18 protein-coding genes and 1 pseudogene are annotated in these 17,745 nt (G+C 71.0%); 13 read left to right on the top strand and 6 right to left on the bottom strand.

All coding sequences use genetic code 11. The features are described from left to right. Positions 1 to 25: 25 nt before the first annotated feature. Positions 26 to 148: pseudogene (locus VFA06_RS08190) on the top strand (VOC family protein); the annotation flags it as partial. A 4-nt stretch (positions 149 to 152) separates the two neighbouring features. On the opposite strand, the gene VFA06_RS08185 reads toward VFA06_RS08190, so the two are convergent. Genes VFA06_RS08185 through VFA06_RS08170 form a run of 4 tightly spaced genes read right to left on the bottom strand, consistent with a single transcriptional unit; the run spans position 153 to position 3,743 of the window. Then, on the bottom strand, positions 153 to 872 hold the full coding sequence (locus tag VFA06_RS08185; protein WP_324839837.1) for an ABC transporter permease: 720 nt from the start codon (positions 870 to 872) through the stop codon (positions 153 to 155). Positions 873 to 874: 2 nt separating this feature from the next. Then, positions 875 to 1,825 (bottom strand): ABC transporter ATP-binding protein, encoded by a 951-nt coding sequence (locus VFA06_RS08180; protein WP_324839836.1) that lies wholly within the window; start codon positions 1,823 to 1,825, stop codon positions 875 to 877. Then, on the bottom strand, positions 1,822 to 2,793 hold the full coding sequence (locus VFA06_RS08175) for an ABC transporter permease (protein ID WP_324839835.1): 972 nt from the start codon (positions 2,791 to 2,793) through the stop codon (positions 1,822 to 1,824). Before VFA06_RS08175 ends, VFA06_RS08180 begins: the two co-directional genes overlap by 4 nt. A gap of 11 nt (positions 2,794 to 2,804) precedes the next feature. Beyond that, positions 2,805 to 3,743: an ABC transporter ATP-binding protein gene (locus VFA06_RS08170; protein ID WP_324839834.1), complete on the bottom strand. Its 939-nt coding sequence runs from the start codon at positions 3,741 to 3,743 to the stop codon at positions 2,805 to 2,807. A 133-nt stretch (positions 3,744 to 3,876) separates the two neighbouring features. On the opposite strand from VFA06_RS08170, the gene glmS reads away from it, so the two are divergent. The 6 genes from glmS to tsaE all read left to right on the top strand — a co-directional run bounded on the left by glmS (position 3,877) and on the right by tsaE (position 10,589). Next, entirely contained in the window at positions 3,877 to 5,724 is a 1,848-nt protein-coding gene (gene glmS / locus VFA06_RS08165) for a glutamine--fructose-6-phosphate transaminase (isomerizing) (RefSeq protein WP_324839833.1), read from the top strand. A 40-nt stretch (positions 5,725 to 5,764) separates the two neighbouring features. Continuing rightward, complete coding sequence (locus VFA06_RS08160; RefSeq protein ID WP_324839832.1) at positions 5,765 to 6,115, top strand: holo-ACP synthase; 351 nt, start codon at positions 5,765 to 5,767, stop codon at positions 6,113 to 6,115. 29 nt (positions 6,116 to 6,144) lie between these two features. Then, on the top strand, positions 6,145 to 7,581 hold the full coding sequence (locus VFA06_RS08155) for an NAD(P)H-hydrate dehydratase (RefSeq protein ID WP_349260104.1): 1,437 nt from the start codon (positions 6,145 to 6,147) through the stop codon (positions 7,579 to 7,581). Continuing rightward, positions 7,581 to 8,732, top strand: a complete 1,152-nt coding sequence (alr, locus tag VFA06_RS08150) for an alanine racemase (RefSeq protein WP_324839830.1) — start codon at positions 7,581 to 7,583, stop codon at positions 8,730 to 8,732. Before VFA06_RS08155 ends, alr begins: the two co-directional genes overlap by 1 nt. 97 nt (positions 8,733 to 8,829) lie before the next feature. Further along, positions 8,830 to 10,020: an alpha/beta hydrolase gene (locus tag VFA06_RS08145; protein ID WP_324839829.1), complete on the top strand. Its 1,191-nt coding sequence runs from the start codon at positions 8,830 to 8,832 to the stop codon at positions 10,018 to 10,020. Positions 10,021 to 10,028: 8 nt separating this feature from the next. Further along, complete coding sequence (gene tsaE, locus VFA06_RS08140; protein ID WP_324839828.1) at positions 10,029 to 10,589, top strand: tRNA (adenosine(37)-N6)-threonylcarbamoyltransferase complex ATPase subunit type 1 TsaE; 561 nt, start codon at positions 10,029 to 10,031, stop codon at positions 10,587 to 10,589. 27 nt (positions 10,590 to 10,616) lie between these two features. Here tsaE and VFA06_RS08135 read toward each other — a convergent pair whose 3' ends face one another. Next, complete coding sequence (locus tag VFA06_RS08135; RefSeq protein ID WP_324839827.1) at positions 10,617 to 11,399, bottom strand: L,D-transpeptidase; 783 nt, start codon at positions 11,397 to 11,399, stop codon at positions 10,617 to 10,619. Positions 11,400 to 11,574: 175 nt separating this feature from the next. Here VFA06_RS08135 and tsaB point away from each other — a divergent pair, with 175 nt between their 5' ends. From tsaB to VFA06_RS08115, 4 genes are read left to right on the top strand one after another with little or no spacing between them, the layout of a single operon-like run. After that, positions 11,575 to 12,237 carry a tRNA (adenosine(37)-N6)-threonylcarbamoyltransferase complex dimerization subunit type 1 TsaB gene (gene tsaB / locus VFA06_RS08130; RefSeq protein ID WP_324839826.1) on the top strand — a complete coding sequence of 221 codons (663 nt, stop codon included), beginning with the start codon at positions 11,575 to 11,577 and terminating at the stop codon, positions 12,235 to 12,237. Beyond that, entirely contained in the window at positions 12,234 to 12,785 is a 552-nt protein-coding gene (gene rimI, locus VFA06_RS08125; RefSeq protein WP_324839825.1) for a ribosomal protein S18-alanine N-acetyltransferase, read from the top strand. Before tsaB ends, rimI begins: the two co-directional genes overlap by 4 nt. A gap of 20 nt (positions 12,786 to 12,805) precedes the next feature. After that, positions 12,806 to 13,876, top strand: coding sequence for a tRNA (adenosine(37)-N6)-threonylcarbamoyltransferase complex transferase subunit TsaD (gene tsaD / locus VFA06_RS08120; protein ID WP_324839824.1), 1,071 nt, complete (start codon positions 12,806 to 12,808; stop codon positions 13,874 to 13,876). Positions 13,877 to 13,921: 45 nt separating this feature from the next. Next, positions 13,922 to 14,227 (top strand): hypothetical protein, encoded by a 306-nt coding sequence (locus VFA06_RS08115; RefSeq protein ID WP_324839823.1) that lies wholly within the window; start codon positions 13,922 to 13,924, stop codon positions 14,225 to 14,227. On the opposite strand, the gene VFA06_RS08110 is transcribed toward VFA06_RS08115, so the two are convergent. Then, positions 14,228 to 14,638 (bottom strand): FMN-binding protein, encoded by a 411-nt coding sequence (locus VFA06_RS08110; RefSeq protein WP_324839822.1) that lies wholly within the window; start codon positions 14,636 to 14,638, stop codon positions 14,228 to 14,230. Positions 14,639 to 14,885: 247 nt separating this feature from the next. Here VFA06_RS08110 and VFA06_RS08105 point away from each other — a divergent pair, with 247 nt between their 5' ends. Continuing rightward, on the top strand, positions 14,886 to 16,163 hold the full coding sequence (locus VFA06_RS08105) for an ROK family transcriptional regulator (RefSeq protein ID WP_324839821.1): 1,278 nt from the start codon (positions 14,886 to 14,888) through the stop codon (positions 16,161 to 16,163). Between the two features lie 156 nt (positions 16,164 to 16,319). Continuing rightward, positions 16,320 to 17,720: an extracellular solute-binding protein gene (locus tag VFA06_RS08100; protein ID WP_324839820.1), complete on the top strand. Its 1,401-nt coding sequence runs from the start codon at positions 16,320 to 16,322 to the stop codon at positions 17,718 to 17,720. The last annotated feature ends 25 nt before the right edge of the window (positions 17,721 to 17,745 follow it).

The following is a 17,745-nucleotide window of genomic DNA, read 5'->3' as shown; positions in this document are numbered from 1 at the left end:
TCCGGTGTCGTGAGATGCTGCCCGCATGATCGCGAAGTTGCAGTGCGTGGTCCTGGACTGTGCCGACGTAGCCGAGCTGTCCAGCTTCTATCAGTCACTTCTGGGCGGCGTGGTGGACAAACCGGATCCGCGATGGTCACTCGGCGACGTGGTCAGGCGTCGCCGGTGAGGCGGAAGGAGCGCAGCCGGTTGCCCGCGTAGGAGACGGCGGCGGCGGTCGCGATGGCTGCCAGGATCACCGCGGTGGTGGCGGTCAGGTGCGCGTTCAGGGCGCTGTCCTTCGCGATCGAGTTGGCCAGGCCCAGGGAGTACTGCTCGGCGGACAGGTACTTCGCGCCGGACACGAGGTTCGTGACCAGGCCTTCCCAGACGGCCACGTAGGCGAGCGCGAATGCCACCGGATGCCTCGTGATCGTGGAGATCAGCACGAACACCGCGGTGTAGACGATCGAGCCGAGGATCGCGCCGACCCCGAGGCCGGTGGCGAACGCGCCCGCCTTGCCGGTGGCGATCACGCCGGCGACGTACTCGGGGACCGCGGCGAACAGCAGCGTCACCAGTGCGGCGATCACCGTCTTGGTGAAGATGATCGAGCGGCGGGAGACCGGCGTGGCGAGCAGGTGCAGGATCGAGCTGTCGTCGATCTCCGCGCCGAGCACCGACGTGCCCACGATCAGCGCGGTGAGCGGCAGCAGGGCGCTGAATCCCACGCGGCCGAGCACCTCGGCGGGCCAGCTGGTCGATGCGTTGTGATCCGCCTTCAGGGCGATGGTGATGATCAGCAGCACGGCGCCGGGGATCGCCAGCAGGAAGACCCGCTTGCGGCCGAGCAGCGCGCGCAGCGTGATTCCGGCGATGGTCGGGTTGAACATGCCTAGGCCCCCACGAGGTATGCGAAGACTGATTCGAGCGATTCGTCGGCCGGGATGACTTCGCGCAGCCCGATCCCCGCCTCCCGGCTGACCCCCGCGAGCTGGCGGGTGAACGTGCCGTGGTCGCTCGCGTGCACCTCAAGGCCGGTAGTGGTCAGGTTCACGCCCTGCACGGCCTGCGACGAGATGAGGGCCTTGGCGAGGGCGCGGTCGTCCGTGGTGCGCACCACGAAGACGTGCGGCCGGTTGGTCATCAGACGCCTGATGCTGCGGTAGTCGCCCGAAGCGGCGAGGCGTCCGGCGACTACTACTTGCACCGTGTCGGCGAGCCGTTCGACTTCTTCGAGGATGTGTGAGGAGAACAGAATCGTCTTGCCGGAGCGGCCGAGGCCGCGCAGCAGATCCATCATGTGCAGGCGCTGGCGCGGGTCCATGCCGTTGAACGGCTCGTCGAGCAGCAGGACCTGCGGTTCGTGCACGAGCGCAGCCGCGACTTTGGCGCGCTGGCGCATGCCCTTGGAGTAGGTGTCGATCGGGCGGTCCGCGGCTTCGGCCAACTCCACCATGGTGATCGCGCGTTCCGCGGCCTCGGCGGGGTTGGGCAGCTTGTGCAGCTTCGCGGAGGCGAGGACGAACTCGCGGGCGGTGAGGAACGCGTAGACCGAATCGCGTTCCGGGACCAGGCCCACCGTGCGGAAGATGTCCGCGTTGCGCCAGGGGGCGACTCCGCCGATCGTGACCGTGCCGCGAGACGGCTCCAGGAAGCCGGAGATCATGTGGAGCAGGGTGGATTTTCCGGCGCCGTTGGGGCCGAGCAGGCCGGTCACGCCGGGACCGAGGGTCATGGTGATGTCGTTGACCGCGACCACGTTCCCGTACCAGCGGGTGGTGTTGCGCAGTTCGACGAGGGCTGTGTTGCTCGCGACTGGGCTGCTTGGGATTGGGGTGCTCATGCGACGCCAACCTTCCGGTACCGCAGGAACAGGCCGCCGGTGGTCAGCCCGGTCAGCAGGAGTAGTTCGGCGCCGTAGAGCGGGCCGGCGCCCTTAGGGTCGGGCATGTTGGCGTCGGTCGCGTGCAGCGCCCAGATCCGGGTGCCCTCGACGAGCCGGAGCGGGTCCACCAGGCCGCCGTAGCGCGCCACCGAGTCGTAGGTGAAGGTCTCCTTGAAGGGCGGCCCGTCTGACTGCTGGAGCTGGCCGGTCTGGTCCGACTGGGCGGAGGACGGCGGGGGCGGCGGCGGGCCGTCGGAGTGGGTGCCTACGGACTCGAACACGTGCGAGATCGCGGTAGTGGCCAGGAACAGGATCGCGATGGCGCCGGTGGCGATCGCGCGGCGGCCGGTCGACGAGGCGATCAGCAGCGTGAGCGGCGCGAACGCGGCGCCGTAGGCGAGGGCGACCAGCAGGCCGGGCACCAGCGCCTTGGTCTGGTCCCAGACGCCCGTCCCGGATGTGCTCGACGCGACGGTGCCCAGGTACATGATGATCAGCGGCAAGGCCTCGAAGAGGAAGATCGCGGTGGCGAGGGCGAGCAGCTTCGCGAGCGGATAGTCCGAGCGGCGCAGCGGGCGGGAGAAGTAAAGCGGGAGGGTGTGGTGCCGCAGGTCACGCGATACCAGCTCCGGCGCGGCGACCGCGACGAACACGATCAGGAACAGCGACATGCTGTAGGCGTAGTGCGAGTACGTCAGCACCGGATCGCCGCCGACCGAGGCGACCTTGTAAATCGAGATCGCGGCCGGCAGCAGCATCGCCGCGAAGCCGCCCAGCGGGATGATCCGGGCGCGGGCGCCACGGCCGAATCCGAACGCCGCGCGCAGGCTGAACCAGTACAGCGAGCGCAGGATGTGGCCGCGGCCGAGGCGCGGGCCGGTGTACGGCTTGTAGCCGATGTCGTGGATGACGCTGTCTGTGGTCATGGCTGGCGTGGTCACGGCTGGGGCTCCGCTGCGGGGACGAGGGCGGGCGCGGGCGAGGTGGAGAAGAGCTCTTCGACGTGGTGGCGCCGGTGCTCCATCCGGTTCAGCGGCAGGCCGAGATCGGCGATCGCGTCGCGCACGAGGTCGAAGACGGCGTCGTCGCGCACCGGGACGAGCAGGGCGCGGTTCTCCGTGCGCACGGTCAGGCCGAGGGAGGCCAGGTGCGCGGCGAGCGCGTCGGCGCCTTCCTCCACCTCGACGGCGAGCCAAGGCACGTTCTGCGTCATCGAGGAGAGCGTCGCGGCGCGCAGCAGCCTGCCGCCCTCGATCGCCACCAGCTGGTCGCAGATCCGCTCGATCTCGCTGAGCAGGTGCGAGGCCACCATGACCGCGATGCCGAACTCGGTGCCGATGCGGTGGATCAGCGCCAGCATCGCGTCGCGGCCGGCCGGGTCGAGCCCGTTGGTCGGCTCGTCGAGAAGGAGCAGCCCTGGGTCGCCGACGAGGGCTTGGGCCAGCTTCACGCGCTGCTTCATGCCGGTGGAGAAGGTGCCGATCTGCCGGTAGCGCTCCTCGTGCAGGCCGACATGGCGCAGCGCCTCGGCGGCCTGCTCCTTGGCGGCGGTCGCCGGCAGCCCGCTCATCCGGCCCAGGTGGGTGACGAACTCGGTGGCGGTCACGTCCGGGGGCAGGCAGTCGTGCTCCGGCATGTAGCCGACCCGCGCGCGGATCAGCTCCCCGTCGGTGCGGGTGTCGTGGCCGAGCACCCGCGCGGTCCCGTCGGTCGGCGCCAGCAGGCCGAGCAGGATCTTGATGAGTGTGGACTTGCCGGCTCCGTTCGCCCCGACCAGGCCGGTGATGCCGGGTTCGACGGCCAGCGTGAGCCCGGTCAGCGCGGTCACGCCGCCCGGGTAGCGTTTGCCGAGGTCTCGCGTCTCGATGACTGACACGCGGACACCGTAGTGCGTGGCCGGGTCGGACGGCGTCAGTTTCGGGACTGGTTCCCCGCCTCCGCCTGCAGGATGACCGTCCCTTACCGGGAGTAGGGGTTTCTCCGGAGAGCGGCCCGGTAGGGTGGCTGGCATGTGCGGAATCGTGGGATACGTGGGTGGGAAGCCGGCGCTCGACGTCGTCTTGGAAGGTCTGCGGCGGCTTGAGTACCGCGGCTACGACTCCGCGGGCGTGGCCGTGCTGCACGGCGGCGCGCTGGAGGGGCGCAAGAAGGCCGGGAAGCTGGCCAACTTGGAGAAGGAGCTGTCCGAGCGGCCGCTGCCCGCGGCGACTGTCGGCTTGGGGCATACGCGTTGGGCGACGCACGGCGGCCCCACTGACGGCAACGCGCATCCGCACTTCGACGCGGCGGGCCGGGTCGCGGTTGTGCACAACGGAATCATCGAGAACTACGCGGTACTGCGGGCCGAGCTGACCGCGGCCGGCGTGGAGTTGCGCAGCGAGACCGACACGGAGGTCGTCGCGCATCTGCTCGCGGCGGAGTTCGAGCCGAGCGGCGGCGATCTCGCCGAGGCGATGCGCCGGGTGTGCCGCAGGCTGCACGGGGCGTTCACGCTCGTGGCCGTACACGCGGACGTGCCCGACGTGGTGGTCGGCGCGCGGCTTAACTCGCCGCTGGTCGTCGGCGTCGGGGACGGCGAGGCGTTCCTGTGCAGCGACGTAGCCGGCTTCATCGGGCACACCCGCGAGGCGATCGAGCTCGGCCAGGCCCAGGTGGTGGAGGTGCGCCGGAGCGGGGTGAAGGTCACCGACTTCGACGGCGCGGAGGTGGAAGCACGCCGCTTCCACGTGGACTGGGACGTGAAGGCCGCGGAGAAGAGCGGCTATCCGTACTTCATGCTCAAGGAGATCGACGAGCAGCCGCAAGCGGTGGCGGACACGCTGCTCGGCCGGGTCTCGGCGAGCGGCAAGCTCGTGCTCGACGAGATGCGCATGAGCGAGGAAGAGCTGCGCAGCGTCGACAAGATCGTGGTGATCGCGGCTGGCACCGCGTTCCACGCCGGGCTGATCGCCAAGTACGCGGTCGAGCACTGGACCCGGATCCCGGTCGAGGTCGAGCTGGCCTCCGAGTTCCGCTACCGGGACCCGATCCTGACCCGGGACACGCTGGTGATCGCGATCTCGCAGAGCGGCGAGACCGCGGACACGTTGATGGCGCTGCGGCACGCCCGCGACCAGCACGCACGGGTGCTCGCGATCTGCAACACGAACGGTGCGACCATTCCGCGCGAATCGGACGCGGTCGTGTATACGCACGGCGGGCCGGAGATCGCGGTCGCGTCGACGAAGGCTTTCCTCACGCAGCTGATCGCCTGTTACCTGGTGGGTCTCTACCTGGCGCAGGTGCGTGGGGAGAAGTACGAGGACGAGATCAAGGCCCTGCTCGCGCAGCTGGCCTCGGCCCCGGCGAAGGTCGCCGAGACGCTGGAGCGCATGGAGCCGGTGCGTGAGCTCGGTCGGACGCTGAAGGACGAGGGCCGCGTGCTCTTCCTCGGCCGGCACGTCGGCTTCCCGGTGGCGCTGGAAGGCGCGCTGAAGCTCAAGGAGCTGGCCTACGTGCACGCCGAGGGCTTCGCGGCCGGCGAGCTGAAGCACGGGCCGATCGCGCTGATCGAGCAGGACCTGCCGGTCGTGGTCGTGGTGCCGCCGCCCTCGCGGCCGCTGCTGCACGACAAGATCGTCTCGAACATCCAGGAGATCCGGGCCCGCGGCGCGAAGACGATCGTGATCGCGCAGGACGGCGATGACGCGGTGGAGCCGTACGCCGACACGCTGATCCGGGTGCCGGAGCTGCCGACGCTGCTGCAGCCGCTGGTGGCCACGGTGCCGTTGCAGGTCTTCGCCTGCGCGCTGGCCGACGCCAAGGGGCTGGACGTGGACCAGCCGCGCAACCTGGCCAAGTCGGTGACGGTGGAGTGAGCGCCCCGGTGACGGCCGCAGTGTCCGCCGGGGTGGCGGTGTGATCGTCGGCATCGGCATCGACGTGGTCGACATCGCGCGCTTCGAGGCGACGCTTGAGCGCACCCCGGGCATGGCCGAGCGGCTGTTCACAGCGGGCGAGCGGCACCTGAAGATCGCCTCCCTCGCCGCCAGGTTCGCGGCGAAGGAGGCGTTGGCTAAGGCGCTCGGCGCCCCGGGCAACATGCACTGGCATGACGCCGAGGTCGTCAGCGAGGCCACCGGGAGGCCGCTGCTGGTCGTGCGCGGGACGGTGGCGGCTCGCGCGGCGCAACTGGGCGTGGTGAACCTGCATCTGTCGCTCAGTCACGATGCGGGAATCGCGTCCGCAGTGGTCGTCGCGGAGCGCTGACGGGCCGCCCAACCGCATAGAGTCGGTGCATGCGCCGTGCGTATCACGTTGAAGCGATCAGGCATTCCGAAGCCGACCTCATGGCACAGCTACCGCAGGGTGCGTTGATGCAGCGCGCCGCGGCAGGGCTGGCGACAGTGGCCGTGCGGATTCTGCGCGAGGGCGGGGGCGTCTACGGCGCACGGGTCGCGCTGCTGGTCGGCGTCGGGGACAACGGCGGCGACGCGCTGTTCGCGGGGGCGAGGCTGGCGCGTCGCGGAGCGCAGGTCGCGGCGGTGTTGGCCGACGAGACGCGCGCGCACGCGGGTGGACTGGCGGCGCTGCGGGAGGCCGGGGGCCGCGTCGATCACGTGGGAAAGCTCGAAGACGCCGATCTGATCATTGACGGCATGTTAGGGATCGGCGGGAAGGGCGGACTGCGCGGGCGGGCCGCAGAGCTGGCCGAGGCTGCGCAAGCTTCGGGTGCGCCGGTCCTCGCGGTGGATCTGCCGAGCGGAGTCGATGCCGACAGCGGACAGGTCTCGGGCGTGTGTGTGAGCGCGGACGTCACGGTGACGTTCGGCGCGTACAAGCCGGGATTGCTGATCGATCCGGCGGCCGCGCGGGCCGGAGTGGTGGAGTTCGTCGATATCGGGCTGACCGCTTTGCCAGAGCACGCGGCCGTGGAGGCTTTGCAGGCCGCGGACGTTGCGCAGCTGCTGCCGCGGCCGCGGCGTGACGCGGACAAGTACGCGCGTGGTGTGGTCGGTGTCGCCTGTGGATCGGTGGAGTACCCCGGGGCGGGGATGCTCGCGGTCGGTGGTGCGTTGCGGGCCGGTGTGGGAGCAGTGCGGTACTCAGGTCCGCGTGCGGTAGGGGAAGAGGTGCTGCGCCGCTGGCCCGAGCTCCTGATTGAGAAGGAGCTGCCGGGGGATGCGGGCCGCGTGCAGGCATGGGTGTGTGGCAGCGGGTTCCCGGTCGGGGACGACTTCGCGGCGGAGCGGACCAAGCAAGTCATCGCGAGTGGGCTGCCCGCGGTGCTCGACGCGGGCGCGCTCGGGTACCTGGGCGAGGGGGAGCTGGGAGAGCGGATCGTGCTCACGCCGCACGCTGGTGAGGCGGCGCGGCTGCTCGGTGTGGAGCGTGCGGAGGTGGAGGCACGACGGTTGGACTTCGTGCGGCGGCTAGCCGACGAGCGCGGCGCGACCGTGCTGCTGAAGGGCTCGACGACACTGGTCGCTGAGCCGGGCGGCGGGCCGGTGCGGGCGAATCCGACGGGGACGGCGGCCCTGGCGACGGCCGGCAGCGGGGACGTGCTCGCCGGGCTGATCGGCGGACTGCTCGCGGCCGGGCTGCGGCCGCTGGACGCCGCGAGCGTCGGGGCGTACCTGCACGGCCTCGCCGGGAGGATCGCGCACGGCAAGGGACCGATCGCCGCCGGTGACCTGCTCGCTGCCCTGCCGCGGGCCTGGCACAATCTCCAGTGATGAGCACCGGTGAGCAGGCGCGTTTGGAAGCCAGGATCGATCTCGCCGCGGTCCGCTCCAACGTCCGCCGGATGCGTGAGGTAGCCGGTCCGGCGCAGGTGATGGCCGTGGTGAAGGCCGATGCCTATGGGCACGGCATGGTGCCGTGCGCACGGGCGGCGGTAGAGGCCGGCGCGACGTGGCTCGGCACCGCGTTGCCCGAGGAGGCGCTGGCATTGCGCGCCGCCGGGCTGAGTGTGCCGATCCTGACATGGCTGCACGCACCCGGCGACCCCTTCCGCGAGCTGATCGCCGCCGACGTCGACGTCTCGATCTCGGGGCTGTGGGCGCTGGGCGAGGTCGTCGAGGCGGTGCGCGCGGGTGGGCGGCCCGCGCGGATCCAGCTCAAGGCGGACACCGGGCTCGGCCGCAACGGCGCGCAGCCGCACGACTGGCCGCTGCTGGTCGAAGAGGCGGTCAAAGCGCAGAAGGACGGCCTGGTCACCGTCACCGGGCTGTGGTCGCACTTCGCGTGCGCCGACGAACCGACGCATCCCTCCGTCGCCGCGCAGCTGACGGCCTATCGGGAAGCGCTGGAGATCGCCGAGCGCGCGGGACTGCGCCCTGAGGTGCGGCACATCGCGAACTCGCCGGCCGCGCTGCTGCTGCCGGAGAGCCATTACGACCTGGTACGCAGCGGCCTGGCCACATACGGCGTCTCCCCGGCGCCGGAGGAGGGCAGCGCCGCCGACTTCGGGCTGCGCCCGGCGATGACGCTGGTGGGCCGGCTCGCCCTGGTCAAGCTGGTCGAATCCGGCCACGGCGTCTCGTACGGCCACACCTACCACACGACGCGGCGCACGCGGCTGGGGCTGGTGCCGGCCGGCTATGCGGACGGCATTCCGCGGGCGGCGTCCAGCTGCGGGCCGGTGTGGATCGACGGAGTGCGGCACACGATCGCCGGCCGCGTCGCCATGGACCAGTTCGTCGTCGACCTGGGTGACCAGGAGGCCGGCGTCGGCGACGAGGTCGTGCTGTTCGGCCCCGGCGACCGCGGCGAACCGACCGCGCAGGACTGGGCCGAGAAAACCGGGACAATTGCGTACGAAATCGTCACACGCATCGGTCCGCGCGTTCCACGCGTCTACCTCAACGCCTCTGCTGTGTTGTAGCTGTGCTGTAAACGCCCCTGGCCAGGCATGAACGCCTACCGGAGGGTAACAACTGAGTAGAGGAGCGGTGCAGGGACAGCGGAGAGGTACGGGACCGGTGGCTGATGGTGCGTCAGGTGGTGCGCAGGGCAAAGTCCAGCGCGGCTTCCCACGCGGCGCGGGCATAGTGGGCGCTGTATTCGGCGTCGCGGCGGCGGGTACGGCCGTCGGCATCGCGGTCGAGCGGTACACGATCGGCCGTGCTGTGCGGCGGATGGCGCAGATCCACGATCCCGGCGAGGCATACGGCACCTTGCGGGGCGTGCCACAGACGGTGATGGCCGCGGACGGCACCGAACTGTACGTCGAGGTGGACGACCCGTTCGGCTGGCCACGCAGCGTGGACTGGCAGCGGGCCGGGCGCTCATCGAGCCGGCAGCAGCGCCAACCGCGGGCGAAGGAGCGGCCGACGCTGTTGTTCACGCACGGTTTCTGCCTGCACCAGGACTGCTGGCACTATCAGCGCTCCGAGTTCTCCGGCGAATACCGGATGGTGTTCTGGGACCAGCGCGGGCACGGCCGCTCCGACTCGCTCAAGCCTCGCGCGGAGCTGTCCATCAACGTCACCGGCGAGGACCTGTACGCGGTCATCGAGGCCACCTGTCCGACCGGTCCGATCATCCTCGTCGGTCACTCGATGGGTGGAATGACGATGATGGCGCTGGCCGAGGCGCATCCGGAGCTGTTCGGCGACCGGATCGTCGGCGCGGCGCTGATGGCCACCTCCGCCGGTGAGTTCGCGGACCTCGAGTTCGGCCTGCCGAGGGCGGCCGCGAAGCTGTTCCACACCGCGGCGCCGAGCCTGTTCGAGCTGCTGACCAAGCAGCGCGCGCTGGTGGAGCGGGGCCGGCGGGCCGGCGGCGACCTCGGGCTGGTGCTGGCGAAGCGCTACGCCTTCGGTTCCGACGCGCCCGAGTCAGCGGTGCGATTCGTGCTGGAGCTGATCCAGTCGACGCCCATCGACGTCATCGCGCGCTTCTTCACCGTGCTGCGGGAGCACGACAAGGCGGACGCGCTGCCCGTGTTCGACCGGGTGCCGTCGCTGGTGCTCGCGGCCGACAAGGACCTGCTGCTGCCGCTGAAGTTCAGCCGCGCGCTGGCCGACGCGATCCCGAGCGCCGAGTTCGTCACCGTGCCGAACGCCGGACACGTCGTGATTCTTGAGCATCCGCACGAGGTGAACGCGGCACTGCGTAGGCTGGTGGACCGAGTCGAGGCGCGGCTGGGAAAGTCGTCGAACGCCTCGTAGTCGGACCGATGGAACGGGCAAAGGCGGAGCGCACGGTGGACGGCGGAGTCGAGGGCGCGGGCAGCGCCGCGGTGACGGTCGAGCGGGTCGAGGCGGAGGCCGCGCGGGACACGCAGGAGGTCGGCCGGCGGCTCGGCCGGCGGCTGCGCGCGGGCGATCTCGTCATCCTTTCCGGTGAACTCGGTGCCGGGAAGACGACCTTCACGCAGGGGCTCGCGGAGGGGCTGAACGTGCGCGGGCCGATCACCTCGCCGACGTTCGTCATCGCGCGCGTGCATCCCTCGCTGGGCGGCGGGGCGCCGCTGGTGCACGTGGACGCCTACCGGCTCGGTTCGCTCGCGGAACTGGACGATCTCGACCTGGACACCTCGGTCGAGGACTCGGTGACGGTGGTGGAGTGGGGCGAGGGCAAGGCCGAGGTGCTCTCCGGGCAGCGGCTCGAGGTGCGGATCGAGCGCGCGCGTGCGGACGACGCGGACAGCGTGGACGGCCCCGACCGCAGGGTGATCACGGTACTCGCGCACGGCGCGGGGATCGCGGACCGGTTCGCCGACGACTCCGAGAGCTGATTCGTCCCGCTGAATCGGACGACCCGCTCAGGGCAGGACGACGACCGTGGTGCCGACGCTGGAGAAGTTGAACAGCGCCTGCGCGTCGGCCTGAGCCATGCGGACGCCTCCGGTGCGCGAAGTCGGCGCCGGGGGCAGGCCGGTGACGTTGGCCACCGCGTCGAAGCCGAACGCCTTGTTGAACAGCACGACGTACTGAACCGGTGTGCCGTCGGTGCCGGTCACCTGGGACAGCTTGTTCGTCACCGTGAAGCTGCCGGTCGGCGCCGGCACGGTGCCCGGCACCACATTCATCGTGCGCGCGACTGTGTTGTTCGACGACACCAGCCAGATCCGCTTGGCGCCCTCGGCGTAGACGATGCGCGCGCCGGAGCCGGAGTTCGCCGGAAGCGCGGTCGGGTTCGTCGAGCCGCCGGTCGCCGATCCCGCGGACGCGTTCGCCGTCGGCTGTCCTGAGGCCGTGCTCGCGCCCTTGGCCGGGTTGTTCGACACCTGCGGAGCCGTCGCCGCGGCCTGGGCCGCCAGCACCGCGACGCCGAAGAGGGAGGCGATCGTCATCACCACGACCGAGTAGGTCGCACCATGGCCGGGCTTCTTCTTGCCCTGGCGCGAACGCTGCCGGGACGGCGGCGCGGCCGGCGGCTGGGCCGGTGCCGGCGGCGCCGAGGAGGAGAGGACTTCCCAAGACTGCTGGCGGGGATCCGCGCCGCGCTGAGGCTCCGTGCCGCGCTGAGGCATCGAACCGCCGCTGTAGCGGGGCGTCGTGGCGTGCGCGGACGAATCGCGCCCTCCGACACCGCGTCTGCCCATCGCGACTGCTCCTCCACCTTCGAACGACCTGTGTCATTCGCGTTCTGCGCGCCTCGATACACGCGCCGGGGACCCATCATGCCGTAACCGGCGGACCGTGAGGAGTGGGCACGATCGGGCGGTCGCCGTGCCGCGCGTGCCGGATAAGGCGCCCGGTGGGGCAATAATGGCTCCCGTGCTCCTCCTGGCTTTTGACACAGCGACCCCGGCCGTGACCGTCGCGCTGCACGATGGGACCCAGGTACTCGCCACGCACACCGAGCTCGACGCGCGACGCCACGGGGAATTGCTCTCTCCCGGCATCCGCTCCGTGCTGGCCGAGGCCGGGCGCGATCGGCGCGAGCTGACCGACGTCGCGGTCGGCGTCGGACCGGGCCCGTTCACCGGACTGCGGGTCGGCCTGGTGACCGCGCGGGCCCTCGGCGACGCGCTCGGCATCCCGGTGCACGGCGTGTGCACGCTGGACATCCTCGCCTCGGCGGTACGGCACGACGGCCCGTTCGCGGTCGCCACCGACGCGCGTCGCCGCGAGGTCTACTGGGCGCGTTACGCGGCCCCAGGCCAGCGGCTGACCGACCCGGCGGTGGACTGGCCGCACGTCGTCGCGCCGGAGGTGGCGGGCCTGCCGGTGGCCGGCGAGGGAGCGGTGAAGTACCCTGACGCGTTCGCTGAAGCGATCGAGCCGGTGTACCCGGACGCGGCCGACCTCGCCGAACTTGCGGCCCGTCAGCTGGCCGCCGGCGCCGCGCTGCTCGAACCGCTGCCGTTGTACCTGCGCCGTCCCGACGCGGTCGAGCCGGGTGCACGCAAGCCGGTGAGCCAGCCGGCGTTGCGGTGAGCACGCCGACGCAGCCTCGTCCGCCAAGCGCCGAACTGCCGCCGCGCACGGTGCTGCGGCCGATGCGGTGGTGGGACATCCCGGCGGTCACCGTGCTCGAACACGTGGCGTTCCCCGAGGACGCCTGGTCGGTCGGGATGTTCTGGTCGGAGCTCGCCGAGGTGGCGTCGCGCTGTTACCTGGTGGCGGAGGAGTTCGGCTCGGATCCCGAGCATCCGGACCGGCAGGGCCCGCGCATCGTCGGCTATGCGGGGCTGCTGGCCGGGATCGGGGAGGCCGAGGTGCAGACCATCGCGGTCGACCCGAAGCGGGAGGGCCGGGGTCTGGGCGCGGCGCTGCTCACCGCGCTGCTGCGGGAGGCGGCCCGGCGGCAGTGCGACGACGTGGTGCTTGAAGTGCGGGAGGACAACCCGCGGGCGCAGCAGCTGTACCGCAGATTCGGGTTCGTGCAGGTCGGGCTGCGCCGGGGCTACTACCAGCCCGCGAACGTGGACGCGCTGGTGATGCGCGCGTCGGGCGTCATCGAACGATTCGGAGAGGAAGACTGAGTTCAGTGACTCAAGGTTCTGTGACTCCAGGGACCGGGACGCTCGGCTCGGGGAGCGGCGACCTGCCGATCGTGCTCGGCTTCGAGACCTCGTGCGACGAGACCGGGATCGGCATCGTGCGCGGCACCGAGCTGCTCGCCGACGCGGTGGCCACCAGCGTGGACGAGCACGCCAGGTTCGGCGGCGTGGTGCCCGAGGTGGCCTCGCGCGCGCATCTCGAAGCGATGGTCCCTACGGTGCACCGCGCGCTGGAGACCGCGGGGCTCAAACTCTCCGACGTGGACGCGATCGCGGTGACGGCCGGTCCGGGTCTCGCCGGGGCGCTGCTGGTGGGCGTGGCGGCGGCGAAGGGGTACGCGCTCGCGCTGGACAAGCCGCTGTACGGCGTGAACCACCTGGCCGCGCACGTGGCCGTGGACCAGCTCGAGCACGGTCCGCTGCCTGAACCGTGTCTGGCGCTGTTGGTCTCCGGCGGGCATTCCTCGCTACTGCTGGTGCCTGACGTCACGTCGGACATCCGGCCGCTCGGCAGCACCGTGGACGACGCGGCGGGCGAGGCCTTCGACAAGGTCGCGCGGGTGCTCGGCCTCGGCTTCCCCGGCGGCCCGCTGATCGACCGGGCGGCGCGCGAGGGCGACGGCGCGGCGATCGCCTTCCCGCGCGGGCTGACCGGCCCCAACGACGCGCCGTTCGACTTCTCCTTCTCCGGCCTGAAGACCGCGGTCGCCCGCTGGGTCGAGGCGCGGGAGCGGGCCGGCGAGCCGGTGCCGATCGCGGACGTGGCGGCCTCGTTCCAGGAGGCAGTCGTGGACGTGCTCACCCGCAAGGCGATCCGCGCGTGCAAGGAGAACGGCGTCGATCACCTGCTGATCGGCGGCGGGGTCGCGGCCAACTCGCGGCTGCGCGCGCTCGCCGAGGAGCGGGCCGCCGACCAGGGCATCCGGGTGCGGGTGCCGCGGCCGAAGCTGTGCACCGACAACGGCGCGATGGTCGCCGCGCTCGGCTCGGAACTGGTGGCGCGCGGCGTGCGGCCCTCCCCGCTGGACCTGCCGGCCGACTCCTCGATGCTGATCACCGACGTGCTGGTCTGACGCGGTGCTGGTTCGCGGGGCTGGAGCGACTTGCGGGGGCGACGCGTGCGCGTGCTGATGTGGGAGGCGAAGGGCGACGCGGACGGCCTGATCGCCTGGTGGCGCGCGCAGGTCGAGCCGCAGCTGCCCGACGGCGCGTCAGCTGAGCTGTTCCGGTCGGCGGACCGCGTCGTGGCCCTGGTCCGGTTCAGCGGCGAGCGGATGACTGTGCCGGATCCACCGGAGGAGCTGACCGCACGGCCGCCGCACGCCTGGCCGTTCGAGACGGTGCCGATTGAAAGTGCGCCGTTCGAGAGCACCCCGATTGAAAGCGCGCCGCTCGAGGGCGCGCCGTCCGAGACGGGCGACTGATCAGGCCTTCATGCCGAGGGCGTCGAGCGCGGCCTGAAGTGATCGTGCGTAACCGCGTGAGGTGTACGTAGCGCCGGAGACAACGTTCACGTCGGCGCTCTGTGCCGCCAGCACCTCGGTGCGCAGCGTCTTCACGGCCCGGGTCGAGTAGTTCCACGAATCCGGGTTGTCGTGCGGCAGCTGAAGCGCCTTCACGTCGGTGATCCGGCCGCCGACCACGGTCACCTGGACCTGCACGATGCCGTGCGCGAGCACGACCTGCGGGCCGGTCGCGATGCGCGTCTGGCCCTGGGTGACTATGGTCACCGTCATCCCGGCGGCCTGCGCCTTGTTCCCGGCCTTCGCCGCGAGCAGAGCGAGCATGGCCAGCAGCGACGCGGTGATCACCACGGCGATGCGGCGCACACTCATCGGTAGTCCTCCTGCGGCAGAACTCATTCAACGCGGTACTGCCGGGCAGATGATGCCCCGTCACGAGGGGACAGGGCAAGACCCGGCTGCGGCAACGTTACCGCGATTCCCGGCCGGCACTTCTTGGCCGGCACTTTGCCAATCCCAACCCGACCCCAATCTCGTTAAGGCTCTTGACGAGCGTTGAGGGACGCCCTAGCGTTCACCCATCAATAAGGAAAGTTTCCTTACTCATGGAGAGGTGCGCATGGACCGGGACCACGACCTGGTCGGTCCGCCGGGCACGCCCAGCCTGCTGCGCGCCATCAACGACCGCACCGCGCTGTGGCTGCTCGCCGACCGCGGGCCGCTCTCGCGCACCCAGCTCGGCGCACTCGCCGGGCTCTCCAAGCCCACCGCCTCGCAGCTGATGGACCGCCTCGAGGCGGCCGGCCTGGTCGAAGCGGTGCTCGACGCCGAGCCCGCGCACGTGAACGGCAGCGCCGGGCGGACCGCCCGGCGCTACCGGCTGCGCGGTGCGGCAGCACACGTGGCCGGGCTCGACGTGACCGCGGCGCGCATCGTCGCCCGCGTGTGCGACCTGTCCGGGCGAACCGTCGGCGAGGCGACCCTCGTGACGCCAGGGCGCTCGGCCAGCGGCACCGTCGACCGGGTGCGCGAGGCGCTGACCGCGGCCTGCGCGACCGCCGGGATGGACATCAGCACCCTGCACCACGTCGTCATCGGCATCGGCGGCGCCATCGACCCGGGCACCGGCCGGCTCGGCTTCGCCCGCCACCTACCCGGCTGGCACGAACCCGACCTGCTCGCCCGGCTGCGTACCGAGCTGACCGGACCCGGTTCCCCGGACCCGCGCGTCGATGTCGAGAACGACGTGAACCTGGTGGCGGTCGCCGAGCAGACGATCGGCGCCGGACAGGGCGCTCGCGACGTCGTCGTGCTCTGGGTCGCCGAGGGCATCGGCGCCGCCGTCATCATCGACGGCAAGCTGCACCGCGGCGCGACCGGAGGAGCCGGCGAGGTCGGCTACATGCCGGTGCCGGGCGCCCCGGTGGTCCGCAGCATCGGCCGCGGCACCACCGGCGGCTTCCAGGCCCTGGCCGGCGGCCCCGCGGTGCTGAAACTGGCCCGGCAGCACGGATTCACTGGCGCTGATCCGCAGTCCGCGGTGGCCCGCGCGGTCGAGGCGATCGCCGCGCCCGCGGCTGCGCCGGTAGCCGTCCAGCAGGCGGCGCGCCGACTTCTTACCGAGCTGGCCGACCGGCTCGCCACCGGCCTGGCCCCGATCGTGGCCGTGCTCGACCCGGAACTGATCGTGCTCACCGGCGCCATCCCGCGCTCCGGCGGCGCCCCGCTGCGCGAACTGGTCGCCGAGGCCCTGCACGGCATGGCCATCCCAAGACCCCGCCTGGTCGAGTCCGCGCTCGCGGACAACCCGGTGCTCGCCGGGGCGATCCACGCGGCCCTCGCGGCGACCAGGGAGGCGGTGTTCGACACGAGCGCCGGCACTCCGGTCCCCGCCTGACTGCACCCATCTGCACGACACGGCACGACCCGGCACGACCTGGCACCACCCGCACCGCCTGATTGCACCGCACAGCTCCACTCACCAGCACAGCCCCACCGCACCGCCCGGCTCACCTCCCGAACCGCTCCACGAACCCGCGAAGGAGTTCCGCCCGTGTCGCACCTGCGTCGCATGACCGGCCCCGCGGCCGCGATAGCCGCGGTCCTGACCGCTGCGGCCTGCGCCGGCAACACCGCGCCCGCGCAGCAGAAGATCACCGCCGTGGACCCATATCCCACGAGCAAGCCCGACGTCACCATCAACCTCTGGCACGGCTTCTCCGAGGGCTCGGAGAACGACGCGTTCAACGCGATGGTCGCCAGCTTCGAGAAGGCCCACCCCAACATCCACGTGAAGACCACAGGCAACATCACCGACACCCAGATCCAGCAGGGCATCAAGGCCGGCGGATCGCAGTCCCCGGATGTCGCGGTCTCCTTCACCACCGACGACGTCGGCACTTACTGCTCCACCGGCGAGTGGATCAACCTCAAGCAGGACCTGGCCGCTGCGCAGATCGATGTGGCCAAGACCTTCCCGGCCCCGCTGATCAACTACACCCAGTACCAGGGCGACCAGTGCGCGCTGCCACTGGAGAACGACGCGTACGGGCTCTACTACAACAAGAGTTTCTTCCAGCAGGCCGGGCTCACCGACCCGCCCAAGACCCTCTCCGAGCTGCAGGCCGACGCGCTCAAGCTGACCCAGAAGAACCCCGACGGCTCGTTCAAGCGGATCGGCTTCTTCCCCTCCTTCGCGTACTTCGAGCAGGTGCCGGGCCACTTCACCTCGATCTTCCACCTCAAGTGGCAGGGCCCGACGCACAACTCCGAGCTCGCCTCGGACCCCGGCTTCACCGCGATGCTCAACTGGCAGAAGAGCTTCGAGGACGCCATCCTGAACCAGGCCCCGAAGTCGACCGCCAAGCAGCTGACCGACTTCATGAACAAGTCGATGAGCGCGGGCGAGTTCACCGCCGGACAGAACCCGTTCGAGACCGGCGCCGTCGCGATGTCCATGGACGGCGAGTGGCGCAACGCGAATCTGAAGGCTGAGACGCCGAACCTGTCCTACGGCACCGCGCCCTTCCCGGTGCAGGACACCGACACGGCCTCCTACGGCGGCGGGTACGTGACCGGCACCGTCATCGGCATCTCCTCGCGCAGCGCGCACCAGGACGCCGACTGGGAGCTGGTGAAGTACCTGACCACGAACACGGACACCCTGGTCACCTTCGCGAACGCGATCCAGAACGTGCCGTCCACCATCGCCGCCCTCGCCTCGCCGCAGCTGACCCAGAACCCGAACTTCCAGACCTTCGTGAAGATCTCCGGCAACCCGAACTCGGCCACCACCCCGGCCTCGCCGAACGGCGGCCAGTACCAGCAGACCGCGCAGACCTGGATCGCGACCTGGGAGGCGGGTCAGGTCTCTGACCTGTCCTCGGCGCTGGCCGCACTCGACGCGCAGATCGACAAGGACACCCAGGCCGGCGTGCGCCCCAGCGGCAGCTGACCTCAGACGGATCGAGGCTAGAGAC

The sequence above is a fragment of the Actinocrinis sp. genome (genome assembly GCF_035653575.1).
GTDB lineage: Bacteria > Actinomycetota > Actinomycetes > Streptomycetales > Catenulisporaceae > Actinocrinis.
Note: the sequence above shows the minus strand (reverse complement) of the source record. Positions and strands in the feature narration are given on the sequence as shown.

What these genes read in the sequence shown, in the direction of transcription:
- VFA06_RS08185 (WP_324839837.1), bottom strand. Translation starts at nt 872, where the DNA reads ATGTTCAACCCGACCATCGCCGGAATCACGCTGCGCGCGCTGCTCGGC.
- VFA06_RS08180 (WP_324839836.1), bottom strand. Translation starts at nt 1,825, where the DNA reads ATGAGCACCCCAATCCCAAGCAGCCCAGTCGCGAGCAACACAGCCCTC.
- VFA06_RS08175 (WP_324839835.1), bottom strand. Translation starts at nt 2,793, where the DNA reads ATGACCACAGACAGCGTCATCCACGACATCGGCTACAAGCCGTACACC.
- glmS (WP_324839833.1), top strand. Translation starts at nt 3,877, where the DNA reads ATGTGCGGAATCGTGGGATACGTGGGTGGGAAGCCGGCGCTCGACGTC.
- VFA06_RS08155 (WP_349260104.1), top strand. Translation starts at nt 6,145, where the DNA reads ATGCGCCGTGCGTATCACGTTGAAGCGATCAGGCATTCCGAAGCCGAC.
- alr (WP_324839830.1), top strand. Translation starts at nt 7,581, where the DNA reads ATGAGCACCGGTGAGCAGGCGCGTTTGGAAGCCAGGATCGATCTCGCC.
- tsaE (WP_324839828.1), top strand. Translation starts at nt 10,029, where the DNA reads ATGGAACGGGCAAAGGCGGAGCGCACGGTGGACGGCGGAGTCGAGGGC.
- VFA06_RS08135 (WP_324839827.1), bottom strand. Translation starts at nt 11,399, where the DNA reads ATGGGCAGACGCGGTGTCGGAGGGCGCGATTCGTCCGCGCACGCCACG.
- VFA06_RS08110 (WP_324839822.1), bottom strand. Translation starts at nt 14,638, where the DNA reads ATGAGTGTGCGCCGCATCGCCGTGGTGATCACCGCGTCGCTGCTGGCC.
- VFA06_RS08105 (WP_324839821.1), top strand. Translation starts at nt 14,886, where the DNA reads ATGGACCGGGACCACGACCTGGTCGGTCCGCCGGGCACGCCCAGCCTG.